A 13,271-nucleotide genomic window follows, 5' to 3' on the forward strand; every position below is an offset into this window, starting at 1 on the left:
CTCCGGGCCGGATCCCACCGGGCCGCAGCGTCAGTGACGGGCGTACATCGCGAGCTCGAAGAGGTGCTCGACGTCGCGGCCGGCGTCGACCGCGCAGCAGAGGACGAACACCAGCGCGAGGCCGACGCCGACGAGGGCGGCCCGCCGGGAGCGGGGCGGCGCCTCGAGCAGCGCCGCGACCCGGGCGGTGACGGCGGTCGCGCCGTAGCCGAGGGCGAGTCCGTGCGACGGGCGGCCGGGCGCGCGTGACGCGGCGAGGCCCGCCCTGGCCAGGGCGCGTGCGGCGAGACCGCGATCGCGGACGGCGGTGGCGGCGTGTTCGTCGGCAGCGCGCTCCAGGAGGTAGTCGACCGTGCCGGGGAGCCGGGTGAGCAGCGGGTTCGCCGCGGCGGCGAGCTGTGCGGCCAGCAGCCACCAGTGGTCGTGGCCGTGCAGGTGGGCGCGCTCGTGGGCGAAGACCACCCGCCGCTCGTCGGGGCCCAGCGCCTGCAGCATCCCGGTGGTGACGACGATGTGCCCACTGCCGGCCCGGGTGACGGCGCGTCGGCCCGCCGGACGGCGGAACGCGGGCAGGGCGAAGGCGTCGACGGCCTCGTCGGGGACGACGATGAGCTCACCGTTCGCGGCGGGGGCGAGGCGACGGGCGAGCGTCCAGCTGCGGACCACGGCACGGGTCCGGCGGACCGCCGACACCGCGAGCAGCACGGTCAGCGCGAGCAGCATCCCCACCGCGGCGTAGGCGACGGCGGGCGACACCGGGTCGGCGCCCTGCAGCACGGTGACCGACCACCCGCCGTAGCGGGCGATCAGCGGGACCTGGCCGACCGCCGTCCAGCCCAGGAGGCCGAGCGCCCACACCCAGCAGCCCGCGCTGATCACCCCGGCACCGACCAGGATGCGCGCCGCGGCGTGCGGCACCCACAGCCGCGACAACGGTCCGACACCGGCGCCGAGCAGGAGCGCGGCGAGCATCGGGACGTAGACGTCGAGTCGCATGGACGGGGCTCCGGGTTCGGTGACGGGTCAGGCGTCGGCGGGGCGGCTCACGCCCTCGGGGCTGCGGGCCTCGGCCCGGTGCAGCAACTCGGCGAGCACGGCCTCGTCCTCTCCCCCGAGCTCGGCGACGAAGCGACGCAGCACCGCCGTCCGGTCGCTCCCGCGGTCCAGCAGGGTGCGCATCTGCCGCGCGGTGAGGCCGTTCTGGTCGAGGACCGGGCGGTAGGCGTGGGCGCGACCGACCCGCTCGCGCTCGACGGCCCCCTTGGCGTGCAGCCGGCTGAGGATCGTGTGCACGGTGTTGTAGGCCAGCCCGGGGCCGAGGGCCTGGTGGACCTGAGCGGGGATCAGCGCGGTGTCCGCGGCCCACAGCACGGCCAGCACCTCGTTCTCCAGCTCACCGGCCGGCCGGCGCAGACCGCGCTCGTCCCGCCCGGAGCCACTGCCCGACCCGCCCTCCGCCACAGAACTACAGTAGCGTAGGAGTTACCTCCTACAGTCTCGTAGGAGAGATGCTGCGAGCGATGCGGAGAGCGGTGGTGACGTGGACATCGTGAGCGGGGCGGCAGCGACGGCCGATCCGGTCCCGGCGGGAGCCTTCGGCCTACCCGGACCCCTGAACGTGTCGGCGTTCGAGCAGGTCGCCGCATGGGCCGCGCAGACCGGTCGGCTGCACCCGGTGGTGGCCGGGTTCGCCACCTACGGGGTGGTCGTCTTCGCCGCGTTCCTGGTCGTCAACTTCTCCTACGCGCGACGGACCGGCGGTGTGGAACAGGTGGCGGCCGCATGCTGGGCGCCCGTCGGTGTCCTCGTCGCGGTCGGTGTGAACCAGGCCTTCGTCGCCGCCGTCCACGAACCCCGCCCCTTCACGATGCTGCCGCAGACGACGGTGCTGGTGGCCAGATCCACGGACTACGCCTTCCCCTCCGACCACGCGGTGATGGCCGGGGCGACGGTCGCCGGGCTGTGGCTCTCGGCGCGGGCCGGGGTCCGCGCGGGATGGCTGCGGTGGGCGGGCCTGGTGGCCGCCCTGCTGATGGCCTTCAGCCGGGTGTACGTGGGCGTGCACTGGCCTGGCGACGTCGTCGCCGGACTGGTGCTCGGCGCGGCGGTCGCCCTGGTCGGGTACCTCGTCACGCGGGTGCTGCTGGTCGCGGTGCTGGGCATGGTGGTCCGCACCCCGGTCCGGCCGCTGTTCCTCCCGACGACCGCTGCGACGACCGGGGACGGGCGCAACCCCGGCGGACCACCGGTGACGAACCGGCCCGACCGCTCGACCGTGGCCGGTTCCGACCCGGGCGGTGACGACCGGACATAGAGCGGAAACCGCACGACGCCACCCCGGGCGCGCCGCGCGGCCGACCACCGGGCAGGCTGCTGATGTGCGGTCGTCCCCAGAGCCGGACGCGCCGCCGGCTGAAGGTCGTCTCCGGGTCGGAGGTCCACACGTGGGAACGCCGGCTCCTCGAGAGGAGGAACGCATCACGACACCGACGGCGGCGGTGGAGCCACACCTTTCCGACGTCGGGACGGCATCCCGGCCGCCGGGCCGGTGGGCCCGGGCCCTGCGCCTGACCCGGCGTGCCCCGGTGACCGTGCTGCTCGTCGTGACGATCTGGGTGCTCGGGGCCGTCACCGGCAGCCTCCTGCACGGCCCCTCGCCCGCGCTGGCGTCGACGATCGGGGCGGGACTCGACCCGATTCGCTCGGGGGCCTGGTGGGGTCTGGCGACCTCGGCGCTGTGGTGCCGTGGGCTGGACTCGTACGTGCTGTCGACGCTGATGATCGTGGCCCTGCTGCCGGTGGCCGAACGCCGCCTCGGGAGCCTGCGGGCCGCCGGGCTGGCCCTCCTCGTCCAGGTCGCGGGCTCGGCGGTGGGCCTGCTCTGGGTGTGGCTGCTCGGCCGGTACGCCGACGGGCGGTGGGCCGATCAGCTGGCCGTCTCCGTGGCCGTCGGACCGGGCACCGCGGTCGTCGGGGTCACCCTCGCCGCGAGCGCCTGCCTGGCCGCGCTGTGGCGCCGCCGGCTGCGCCTGGTGCTGGTCATCGCGCTGCTGATGCTGGTGCTCTACTCGGGGCTGATCGGCGATCTGCTGCGGTTGTGCACCGGCCTGCTCGGGCTCGCGGTGGGGGCGCTGCTGTACGGCCGGATCCACGGCGCCGAGGTGCCGGTCGTGTCCCGGCCGTCCCGGGCGGAGCGACGGATCCTGGTGGCGCTGGTCGTCGCGGCGTCGGCGCTCGGCCCGCTGATCGCGGCCTGGGCCCAGTCCCGGGTGGGACCGCTGTCGGTCCTGCGGTTCGTCTTCGCCGCGCCCGCGCCCGACGCCGCCACGGTCAAGCAGATCTGCGCGGCGGCCCTCGACCCGCGGGACGTCCGGGAGTGCGCGGAGCTGCAGGCCCGGCTGCGGTTCTCCGGGGTCGGCCCGGCCCTGCTGTCCGTCATGCCGGTGGTGCTGCTGCTCGTCGCGGCCGAGGGGCTCCGCCGCGGGCGTCGCGCGGCCTGGGGCCTGGCCGTCGGGCTGAACCTGGGGCTCGCCGCGCTCGCCGTGGTGCTGATGACCAACCACGCCCAGCAACGGATCGTCCTCGGCGTCGGGGTGCACCCGCGGGCCTGGATCGCGATCCTGCTCCCGCTGGTCCAGCCGCTGCTGGTCGTCGTCGTCCTGCTGCTGACCCGCGCCCGGTTCGACGTCCGGGCGCCGCACGGCACGTACCGGGCGCTCCTGCGCGCCACCGTCGGCGCGCTCGTCGTCGCGGCCGCCGCCTACGTGGCCCTCGGCCTGATGCTGCGGGACGACTTCGACCCCGTTCCCGGTGTCGGCGACCTGCTGAGCGACCTGCCCTTGCGGCTGGTCCCGCCCGGTTACCTCGTCGGGGTCGGGCCGGGGTTCCTGCCCGCCGACGACGGCGCCACCCTGCTGTACGAGTGGATCGGTCCCGTGGTGTGGCTCGTGCTGGCGGCCGCGGCCCTGCGGACGTTCCTGCGCAGCCGCCCGGACGTCGCCGAGTCCGATCTCGCCCGGGTGCACGCCCTCCTCGGGGAGGGGGCGGGCGGATCGCTGCAGTACATGGCCACCTGGCCGGGCCACGCCTACTGGTTCGCTCCCGACGGCACCGCGGCCGTCGCGCATCGCGTGATCGGCGGGGTGGCGGTGACGACCGGGGGTCCCGTCGGACACCCGGAGTCGGTGCCCGCGGCCGTCGCCGGGTTCGCCGCGCACTGCCGGGAGCAGGGCTGGACGCCCTGCTTCTACAGCGTCGGCGCCGAGGTCGTCTCCGCCGCGCGGGCCCTCGGCTGGAGCACGGTGCAGGTCGCGGAGGAGACCCTGCTGCCCCTGCCGGAGCTCACCTTCACCGGCCGGAAGTGGCAGGACGTGCGCACCGCGCTGAACCGGGCCGCGAAGGCGGGGATCGTGGCGGAGTGGACGACCTTCCGCGCCGCACCCGTCGCGATCACCGACCAGATCCGGGCGATCAGCGAGGAGTGGGTGGCGGACAAGGGCCTGCCGGAGATGGGCTTCACCCTCGGCGGCCTCGACGAGCTCGCCGACGACGAGGTGCGGCTGCTCGTGGCGGTCGACGCCGACCGTTCGGTGCACGGCGTGACGAGCTGGCTCCCGGTCCGGCGCGACGGCGAGATCGTCGGGTGGACCCTCGACTTCATGCGCCGCCGCTCCGACGACCGGGCCTTCCGCGGGGTCATGGAGTTCCTGATCGCCTCGGCCGCGACCGGCCTGCGGGAGGAGGGCGCCGAGTTCGTCTCGCTGTCCGGCGCCCCGCTCGCCCGCCTGGACCGCGGCGAGCCCATCGCGGGCCTGCAGAAGCTCCTCGACGCGATCGGTCAGCGGCTCGAGCCGGTCTACGGGTTCCGCTCGCTCCTGGCGTTCAAGGCCAAGTTCCAGCCGGAGTACCGACCGCTCCACCTCGCCTATCCCGACGCCGCCGCGCTCCCCGCGATCGGCAACGCCATCGGCCGCGCCTACCTGCCGGACCTGCGGCCCACCCAGGCGGCCGCCCTCGCCCGCGCCCTGCTCGGCCGCTGACCGGCGGGCGTCAGGAGGGCGGCGGCGCCGGGGCGAGGACGCCGAGGCGCCCGGCGAGCCACGGCAGGGCCGCACCGAGCGCCTGGGAGGCCAGGCTCCAGCTGTGTCCGGCCGGGAGCTCGACGAGCGCGATCGTGGCCCCCGCGGCACGGGCAGCGGCGGCGACCCGTTCGGCCTGCGGACGGTAGGTGTCGTCGTCGCGCCCGACGACCAGCGTGCCGTGCAGGTCCGGGTAGGCCCGCCGGCGCAGCTCGGACATCGGGGCGACCCGGTCGAACGCGCCGTCGTCGCCACCGAAGGCCGCGGCGACCGTCGAGGCGCGGTCGCCGAGGGTGGGTTCGGCCTGGCCGGACACGTCGAGGAAGGTCGGGAACGTGTCCGGGTGGCGCAGGGCCAGCTGCAGCGCACACGTCCCGCCGAACGAGAACCCGCCGACGGCCATCGGCCCGGGTGCGGTCTGCAGGGTGGCCGCGGCCCAGTCGGGGACGTCCCGGGCGAGGTAGGTCTCGGCGTTCCCGAGCCGGGAGTCCAGGCAGAGCGTGTTGGCGAGGTCGGACCCGGTGGCGTCGGGGACGACCACGACCGGGGCGAGCCCCTGGTGCGCCGCGGCGAACGAGTCCATCACCTCGGACAGCCTCCCGGCCAGCAGCCAGTCCTCGGGTCCGCCCGGCTGCCCGGCGATCAGCTCCAGCACGGGGAGCCGCGGGCGTGGCGACGTCAGGTAGGCCGGGGGCAGGTACACCCAGGCGGGCCGGGCGGCGAAGCCCGAGACGGTGCCGGGCACCGTCACCTCGCTGATCCTGCCGCGGCGCGGCATGTCGGCCGGGGGCGACCAGGCCGACGCCAGGGGGCCGGCCGGCGGCGCGTCCAGCAGCGGCGCGGCCGCCACGTCGGCCAGGTCCACCTGGTTGCTGAAGGGCAGGCCGAGGGCGGCGTTCAGCGTCGGCCGGTAGCCGTAGACCGCGTTGATCTTGATCGCTCCCGTCAGCAGCACCAGGAGCGCGGCCACCACGGCCACGCCTGCCCGCCACCACCCGCGCCGGAGCTTGTACGCCGCCAACGCGAACGCCGCGACGACCACCCCGATCCAGATCAGGACGCGCGGCGGCAGCGGATCGGGGAACGGCCGGAGCACCGCCATGACCAGCAGGACGAGCCCCACCACCACCGCGCCCACCACCGCGGCGACCGGCACGGACCGCAGCCACCAACGCCGCGTGCGGCCGACCAGCAGCACCACCCCCGCCACCGCACCGAGCACGGTGACGGTCGTCGGCAACGGCCCCGCGATCAGCGGGGCGTCCATCAGCCCGGACAGACCCATCGGCGCTACCGGGTCGTCCCGGTGCGAGCGGACGAGGAGGCACCGGCACCCGGCCGCGGGGGGCGCAGGCGATCACGGACGACGCGCGTGGCGGCGCCGGAAGCTGACGACACCCGTCCATCCTCGTGCACGGCGGGGTATGGGCGCCGTGAGCGGGGCGCGGGCTTGGCCGGCGGTGGTCGAGATCACCCGCCAAAACCGAACTGAACGTGCGTTCAGCACCCCATGATGGCTCTCCGGAGACTCGACGGAGAGGACCTGACGACGATGAGCGCGTTCAGCGACGGCCTGATGGCGGATCGCACGGTGTTCGTGGCGGGCGGCACGAGCGGCATCAACCTCGGCATCGCACGCCGGTTCGCCGAGCTCGGCGCGCGGGTGGCCGTGGTCGGCCGGAACCCGGAGAAGGCGAAGACCGCGGCGGACTCGATCGGCGCCGGCGCGCTGGGCCTCTCGGCCGACGTGCGCGACTACACGGCCATCCGCGGCGCGATGGAGCAGGTCGCGTCCGAGCTCGGCCCGCTCGACGTCGTGGTGTCCGGCGCCGCGGGCAACTTCCTCGCCCCGGCGGCGCAGATGTCCGCCAACGCCTTCCGCACCGTGATCGACATCGATCTCAACGGCACCTTCAACGTCTTCCGCGGCTGCTACGACCTCCTCCGCACCCCCGGCGCCTCGCTGATCGCGATCACCGCGGGCCAGGCGGTCAACGCGATGCCGATGCAGGCGCACGCCTGCGCCGCCAAGGCCGGGATCAACCAGCTGGTCCGGGTGCTCGCGATGGAGTGGGGCCCGGACGTGCGCGTCAACGGCATCTCCCCCGGCCCGATCTCGGGCACCGAGGGCATGGCCCGCCTCGCGCCCGACGAGAGCGCCCGCGAGGCCTACTACGCGCGGATCCCGATGAAGCGCTGGGGCGAGATCGAGGAGGTCGCCGAGGCCGCGGTGTTCCTCGCCGGCCCGTCCGCGACCTACATCAGCGGCACGATCCTCGACGTCGACGGCGGCTCCCAGCTCGGCGACGCCACCCGCAACACCCCGACCAAGGGCCTGGCCTGAGGCTCGCGGGTCAGCCCGCCACCGCGCGGTAGCGGCCCGGCTCCACCTCCGCGACGACCCCCGTGCGGACGAGCCGGGCCAGGTGCTGTTCGGCGGTGCGCGCCTCGACGCTCTCGACGTGCGGAGCCTCGACGTGCGGCCGGTAGACGAAGCGGCGGTCGACGACGTCGGCGAGGGTCCGGGGCTCGGCGAGGAACTCCGTCAGCGCCTCGTCCCGCCGTCCGATCACCTCCCGGTACGCCCGCAGCCTGCGACGGAACTCCTCGGCCCCTTCGACCACGCCCTTCTGGTGGAAGGTGCCGTACCAGCGCGCGTCGACGGAGCCGCAGATCTCGATCGACCGCTCGAAGCCCTCGAGGCTGCTCACCCGGTCCCCGTAGTACGGCCCGAACGAGGTGAGGTCGATGTCGGCGATGTAGAGGAAGCCGTCCGGCTCGACCAGCAGCCCGGAGTGCCCGGCGGTGTGCCCGGGCAGGTGCACGACCGTCGCCGTGCGGTCGCCGAGGTCGAACCGGTGGCCGTCCGGCACGCCGACGGCATCCGGGCGGCTGCGGACCCGGAACTCCGTCGTCAGGGAGTCCGCGAGCTCCGCCGTGGCGTCCGCGGGCAGGCCGTACCCCGCGAGCAGCACCTGCGTGTCGCGGACCGCGGGCAGGTCGGCGGTGTGCACGTGGACGGGCGCGTCGAAGGCGTCGATCGCCACGAGATGGTCCTCGTGGGCGTGGCTGACGACGACGGCGTCGGCGTCCGGGAGGGCGTCGTCCTCGACCAACGCCAGCGACGGGTCCACGAGGAGTGTGCCCGCGCTCCCGCGGACCAGCAGCGAGTTCCCGTAGGGGTAGCCGCCGCCGTTCGCCGCCCGCAGCAGCGTCACCTGCCCGTACTCCTCGGGTGTCCAGCCCGTCGTCCCCATCGACGCCTCCCGTCGCGCACCGTCTACTCCCCGCTAGTTCTGCCTTGTGGGCGGGGCCCGCGTCAATCGGCTCGGGCCGGCTTCCGCGTCGGCGCCTCCGGGTCAGAGCACCTCTCAGAGCGGGAGCACGCGAGCCGTCGACCCGCTGGTCCACCCGGGATCGAGGACGGCCAGGGCGTCGGCGAGGGCCACCCCGCGCAGGAAGGCCGACCGATGACCCGCGACCACCGACGCGCCGTCGTCGTCCCAGGCCACCGGGACGAGCCGGGTCACCCCGTGCGCCGACCGGACCTCCCCGGTGACGACCGCCGTGCCCAGGGTCGGCAGGCGACGCCCGGTCAGGCCGTCGAGCAGGGGCCCCAGGAGGGTGTGCACCGCGACCAGCGCGGCGAAGGGGTTGCCCGGGAGGCCGACGATCCAGCGCTGGTCGCCGAGCGGTGCGAGCAGCTGCGGGTGGCCGGGCCGGCACGCCACGGTGTCCACGACCGGTCGCGCTCCGCGGTCCGCGAGCAGCCGCCGGAGCTGGTCGGTCGTCCCCACGGAGGTCGAGCCGGTGACCACCACGACCTCGGACTCCGCCCCGGCGGCCGACACGGCCGCGGTCAGGCTGCCGGGCGTGTCGTCGACGTACCGGGGGGCGGCGGGCGACCCGCCGAGCTGCTCGACCAGGGAGGGCAGCATGGGCCCGAGGGCGTCCCGGACGCGGCCGGCGCCCCCGGGCCCGAACCGGACGAGCTCGTCCCCGGTCACCAGGACGGTCACACACGGGCGTGGACGGACCGCCAGGGTGTCGTGGCCGCAGGACGCGGCGAGCCCGAGCATCGCCGGGCCGACCCGGACGCCCGCCGGCGCGAGGAGCGCGCCCGCCGCCGCGTCCTCACCCGTCGGGCGGATGTGCGTCCCCGGATCCGGCACCGGCCCGCGGACCAGCCCGCCGTCGCGGCGCGCCGACTCGACGCGGAGCACGGCGTCGGCACCGGGCGGCACCTGGGCCCCGGTCGAGATCTCGACCGCCTCGCCGGCCCGCAGCCGCGTCCGCGGCTCCTCACCGGCCCGGACCCGGCCGCACAGCCGCCAGGGACCGGGCCCCGCGACCGCGTAGCCGTCCATGGCGGCCGTGTCGAACGCCGGCATCGGCGCACGCGCGGTGACCCCCTCCGCCAGGACGAGACCGGCCGCCGCCGCCAACGGCACCCGCGTGACGCCGAGGGGAGCGGCGACCCTGTGGGCCCGTCGACGCGCCTCCCACCAGCCGGTGCCCGCCGGCGCCCCCTCATGCACGGCGAGGACCGCGCTCAGGCGGTCGGGGCGTACCGCAGCGTCGCCGCGACGTCTCCCCCTCCGGGGACGTCCTCGTGCCGGACGGCCAGCAGCCGGGCACCGGAGAGCCAGGCCCGCCGGGCGATCTCGTCGACGACACCGCTCGGGCCGCCCGTTCCCGCGGCCGCGAACGTCACCTCGCCGTCCTCGTCGACCTCCCCGGCGACGCCGGCGTCGATGTCGACGAACAGCGTGTCCACGGCGCCGCGGGTGGCGAAGCGGGCCAGGTCGGCGACGTCGGTCGAGGTCCGGCCCTGTCGGGCGCGGTCGGCGAAGGTGTGCTTCTCGTCCTCCAGCCGATCGGCGTACCAGCCGTCGAGGATCTCGCGGGCGGCGGCGACCAGTTCGCCGTCGCCGCGGCCCTCCGGGTTGCCGGGCACGCTGTGCGGCACCAGGTCCGGATAGCGGCAGTGTGCGCGGAAGATGCTGTCGAGCGGCTCGGTCGCGGCGAGGACCAGCGGCACCCCCTGTCCGGGCAGCACCTCCCGCAGCGCGCCGTCGACCTGCCGGGAGAACTGCGCCATCCGCAGCTTCTGCCCCTCGGTGCCCTGCAGCCGGCGAACCGGTGCCCGGTCCTTGATCGAGGACTTGCCGACGGCGCTCGCGACGTCCGTCGGCATGTCCGGCACGCGCACCTCGCGCGGTGCCGCGTCGGGCACGGTCTCCAGCAGCCGGACCGAACCCTGCGCGAGTGCCAGCACGAACGCGGTCTGCGGGAAGGTCACCGCGCGCATCAGCGGCTTGACGAAGAACCGGGTCCCGCCGACGGCGACCGGGGTCAGCCGGTTCGGCAGCCGAAAGCTGCGCAGCGAGGTCGGGGTGGCGAACACGGCGAGGCTGCGGGCCTGGTGCCGCCAGAACTCGTCGGAGTCCTCGTCCTCCAGGACGCCGAGCTCCTCCTCCAGCCCCGCGAGGTCCTCCTTGTCCCCCTCGGCCGACTGCGCCAGCGCTTCCCGGACCGCGTTCTTGTAGGCGATCCGCTCCGCCTCCCCCGACGACTCGGGCGCGGTCTCCAGATAGATCGAGACGGCGAGGGGCGGCTCGGCCTGCCAGAGCGCGTCGATCTCGGATCGGGTCGGGATGTCGGTGTAGAGCGTCATGCGTCCCCTCCTCGGCGAGGCATCCGTCCACCTCACCCTGCCGCGCCCGCACCGGGCCAGGAAGGGGCCACCGGCACCCCGCTCGGGGCGGGTCAGGCCGCGGCGGCGAAGTCCGCCAGCAGGAACAGGTTCAGCGCGATGATCAGGGCCGCGACGACGACCGCGGCGGCGGTGGTCAGCCGGCGGTTGACCAGGGGCCCCATGACGTCGCGGCGGCGGGTGAACAGCACGAGCGGCACCAGCGCGAACGGGATCCCGAAGGACAGCACGACCTGGGACCACACCAGGGCCCGGGTGGGCTCGACGCCCACGCCGAGGACCACGAGGGCCGGTGCCAGGGTCAGCGCGCGCCGCAGGAGCAGCGGGATGCGGCGGCGGAGGAAGCCCTGCATGACCACCTGACCGGCGTAGGTGCCGACGCCCGAGGAGGCGAAGCCGGAGGCCAGCAGCGCGATCGCGAAGGCGAGCGCGGCCCCCTTGTCGACGGCGGCCTCGAGCCCGGTGTAGACGCCGTCGAGGCTGTCGGTCCCCGAGAGGGCCGAGCCGGCGAAGACAGCGGCGGCGATGAGCAGCATCGACGCGTTGACCAACCCGGCGGTGCCCATCCCGACGAGGACGTCGATCCGGGTGGTGCGCAGGATGAACCGCTGCTGCTCCGGTCCCTCCGCCCGCAGCCGGCGCTGTGTCAGGGCCGAGTGCAGGTAGATCACGTGGGGCATCACGGTCGCGCCGAGGATCCCGGTCGCGAGCAACAGGCTGTCCGTGCCCGCGAACCGCGGGACCAGCCCGCCCACCGCCTCGGCGCCGTCGACGTCGACCCGGAACACCGTGGCGAACAGACCCACGAGCACCACCAGGAACAGCACGACGATCGCGCGTTCGAAGGGGCGGTGCCCGCGGCTCTGCAGGGCGAGCAGCCCGAACGCCACCACACCCGTGATGAGGCCGCCGACGAACAGCGGGATGCCGAACAGCAGCTGCAGTGCGATCGCCCCGCCGAGGACCTCCGCCAGGTCGGTGGCGACGGCGACCGCTTCCGCCTGGACCCACATGCCCCAGCTCACCGGGCGCGGGAACCGTTCGCGGCACAGCTCGGCCAGGTTCCGCCCGGTGGCCAGGCCGAGCTTCGCCGAGAGGTTCTGCACCAGCATGGCCAGCAGGTTCGCCCCGACGATCACCCAGAGCAGCAGGTAGCCGTACTGCGAGCCGGCCGCGAAGTTCGTCGCGAAGTTGCCCGGGTCGATGTAGGCGATCGCCGCGACGAACGCCGGGCCCGCGATCGCCAGCCGGGCCCGCAGCCCCGTCCCCCGCAGGCGCTGGCCGTCGCGGCGCTCGGGCCCGTCGGTCGACGACAGGGCCGACGCCGCGGAGCGGCCGGCGGGAGGGTTCATGAGGCGGAGGGTAGAGCCGTCTAACGCAGAGCGATAGCCGGCGCTTCAATCTGAGACGACCGCGACGCGGGCGCTCCCGGGCCGCCCGGTCAGCCTGCCGGGGTCGTCGGCTGCAGTACCGCCTCGACCAGGGCCTCCGACCGCAGATGGGTGCCCTTCTGGTACTCGGGATCGCGGACCATGTCCGAGAAGGCCCTCCGGCTCGGGTAGTGCACGAGCAGCACCGCGTCCCAGTCCTGGCCCTGCTCTGCCACGACGGCGGCGCTGCCGTACCCGTAGTAGACGATCTGTGCGCCGAACCGTTCCGACGTGCGGCGGAAGTGGGCGATGTACTCGTCGTAGCGGGGCCGCCCGCCCTCGACGAACCGCAGCAGGTTGAGCATCGTGACCGGCTCGTCCGGAGCCGCGGCGAGGAAGGCCTTCATGTCCGCGCCGGTGGGATCGATCGCCATCCCCGTAGTCTGCCAACCGCGTCGTGCTCGCCGACCAGGGCCGGGGTGGGTCCTCGGCGCGTGCGGTGCCGAGCGCACCGAGCGCCGGGGCTCACCCGCCGGCGTCCGGCTCCTCCTAGACCGGGGCGGCGCTCCGGCGGGCGCCGCCGGGCGCAGGCGCGGCGGCGAGGGACGCGACGTGGTCGGTGGACCAGGCGTCCCGGCACCGCTCGAGCCCTCGCTGGTCGGGACGCTGCGGCGTCCCCCGCCAGCCGCACTCGCAGGCCGGGACGAACGCGGTGAACGTGCCGTGGGCGCAGCGGGTCACGTCGGTCCAGCTGTCGGACAACGCCCCGTTGCGGTACCGGCCGGCGACGAAACCCTCGTGCCGGTCGGTCGCCTCGTCCGCGTCAGGCCCGATGAACAGCATCAGAACATCGTGCGACGGATCGGTGGCCGCGGCGAGGGGCCGGAAGACTCTTCCTGTGCCGCAACGTCCCGGCAAACCCCGGCCAGGTCAGCCCGACGACGCCCCCGCCCGGAGGCGGCGGGATGAGACATCAGCGTCGCGCTCGCGGACACCACGACCGCGGCCCTCACCCCAGCGTCGTCTCTGCGGCGCCCGAGGGCTCCGGGTCGGGGAGCCGGCGCATCCGCAGGGAGTTGGCGAGCCCGACCGCGGCGGCGAGCAGCG

At 75.1% G+C, this 13,271-nt stretch carries 12 protein-coding genes; 3 read left to right on the plus strand and 9 right to left on the minus strand.

What is annotated here, in order from left to right:
- Positions 1 to 30: 30 nt before the first annotated feature.
- Positions 31 to 996, minus strand: coding sequence for a M48 family metalloprotease (locus LWC33_RS07895; RefSeq protein ID WP_233303570.1), 966 nt, complete (start codon positions 994 to 996; stop codon positions 31 to 33).
- A gap of 27 nt (positions 997 to 1,023) precedes the next feature.
- The gene (locus LWC33_RS07900) at positions 1,024 to 1,461 is read right to left on the minus strand and encodes a BlaI/MecI/CopY family transcriptional regulator (RefSeq protein ID WP_233303571.1); all 438 of its coding nucleotides are present in this window, start codon (positions 1,459 to 1,461) and stop codon (positions 1,024 to 1,026) included.
- A 79-nt stretch (positions 1,462 to 1,540) separates the two neighbouring features.
- Here LWC33_RS07900 and LWC33_RS07905 point away from each other — a divergent pair, with 79 nt between their 5' ends.
- Both LWC33_RS07905 and LWC33_RS07910 read left to right on the plus strand, forming a co-directional pair.
- Entirely contained in the window at positions 1,541 to 2,314 is a 774-nt protein-coding gene (locus LWC33_RS07905; RefSeq protein WP_233303572.1) for a phosphatase PAP2 family protein, read from the plus strand.
- 271 nt (positions 2,315 to 2,585) lie between these two features.
- Entirely contained in the window at positions 2,586 to 5,039 is a 2,454-nt protein-coding gene (locus tag LWC33_RS07910) for a bifunctional lysylphosphatidylglycerol flippase/synthetase MprF (protein WP_233303573.1), read from the plus strand.
- 10 nt (positions 5,040 to 5,049) lie between these two features.
- On the opposite strand, the gene LWC33_RS07915 is transcribed toward LWC33_RS07910, so the two are convergent.
- A complete protein-coding gene (locus tag LWC33_RS07915) occupies positions 5,050 to 6,363 on the minus strand; it encodes an alpha/beta hydrolase (RefSeq protein WP_233303574.1) in 1,314 nt (437 codons plus the stop codon).
- 267 nt (positions 6,364 to 6,630) lie between these two features.
- Here LWC33_RS07915 and LWC33_RS07920 point away from each other — a divergent pair, with 267 nt between their 5' ends.
- On the plus strand, positions 6,631 to 7,422 hold the full coding sequence (locus tag LWC33_RS07920) for an SDR family oxidoreductase (protein WP_233303575.1): 792 nt from the start codon (positions 6,631 to 6,633) through the stop codon (positions 7,420 to 7,422).
- A gap of 10 nt (positions 7,423 to 7,432) precedes the next feature.
- Here the strand turns inward: LWC33_RS07920 and LWC33_RS07925 are convergent, their stop codons facing one another.
- The 6 genes from LWC33_RS07925 to LWC33_RS07950 all read right to left on the minus strand — a co-directional run bounded on the left by LWC33_RS07925 (position 7,433) and on the right by LWC33_RS07950 (position 13,007).
- Positions 7,433 to 8,335, minus strand: coding sequence for an MBL fold metallo-hydrolase (locus tag LWC33_RS07925; protein WP_233303576.1), 903 nt, complete (start codon positions 8,333 to 8,335; stop codon positions 7,433 to 7,435).
- A 114-nt stretch (positions 8,336 to 8,449) separates the two neighbouring features.
- The gene (locus LWC33_RS07930) at positions 8,450 to 9,616 is read right to left on the minus strand and encodes a molybdopterin molybdotransferase MoeA (protein WP_233303577.1); all 1,167 of its coding nucleotides are present in this window, start codon (positions 9,614 to 9,616) and stop codon (positions 8,450 to 8,452) included.
- 14 nt (positions 9,617 to 9,630) lie between these two features.
- A complete protein-coding gene (locus tag LWC33_RS07935; RefSeq protein WP_233303578.1) occupies positions 9,631 to 10,755 on the minus strand; it encodes a baeRF11 domain-containing protein in 1,125 nt (374 codons plus the stop codon).
- A 92-nt stretch (positions 10,756 to 10,847) separates the two neighbouring features.
- Positions 10,848 to 12,146: an Nramp family divalent metal transporter gene (locus LWC33_RS07940; protein WP_233303579.1), complete on the minus strand. Its 1,299-nt coding sequence runs from the start codon at positions 12,144 to 12,146 to the stop codon at positions 10,848 to 10,850.
- A gap of 89 nt (positions 12,147 to 12,235) precedes the next feature.
- Positions 12,236 to 12,598 carry a DUF1330 domain-containing protein gene (locus tag LWC33_RS07945; protein ID WP_233303580.1) on the minus strand — a complete coding sequence of 121 codons (363 nt, stop codon included), beginning with the start codon at positions 12,596 to 12,598 and terminating at the stop codon, positions 12,236 to 12,238.
- A 115-nt stretch (positions 12,599 to 12,713) separates the two neighbouring features.
- The gene (locus LWC33_RS07950; protein WP_233303581.1) at positions 12,714 to 13,007 is read right to left on the minus strand and encodes a hypothetical protein; all 294 of its coding nucleotides are present in this window, start codon (positions 13,005 to 13,007) and stop codon (positions 12,714 to 12,716) included.
- Positions 13,008 to 13,271: the final 264 nt, after the last annotated feature.

The organism is Pseudonocardia terrae, assembly GCF_021343995.1.
In the GTDB taxonomy this organism is placed as follows: Bacteria; Actinomycetota; Actinomycetes; order Mycobacteriales; family Pseudonocardiaceae; genus Pseudonocardia; species Pseudonocardia terrae.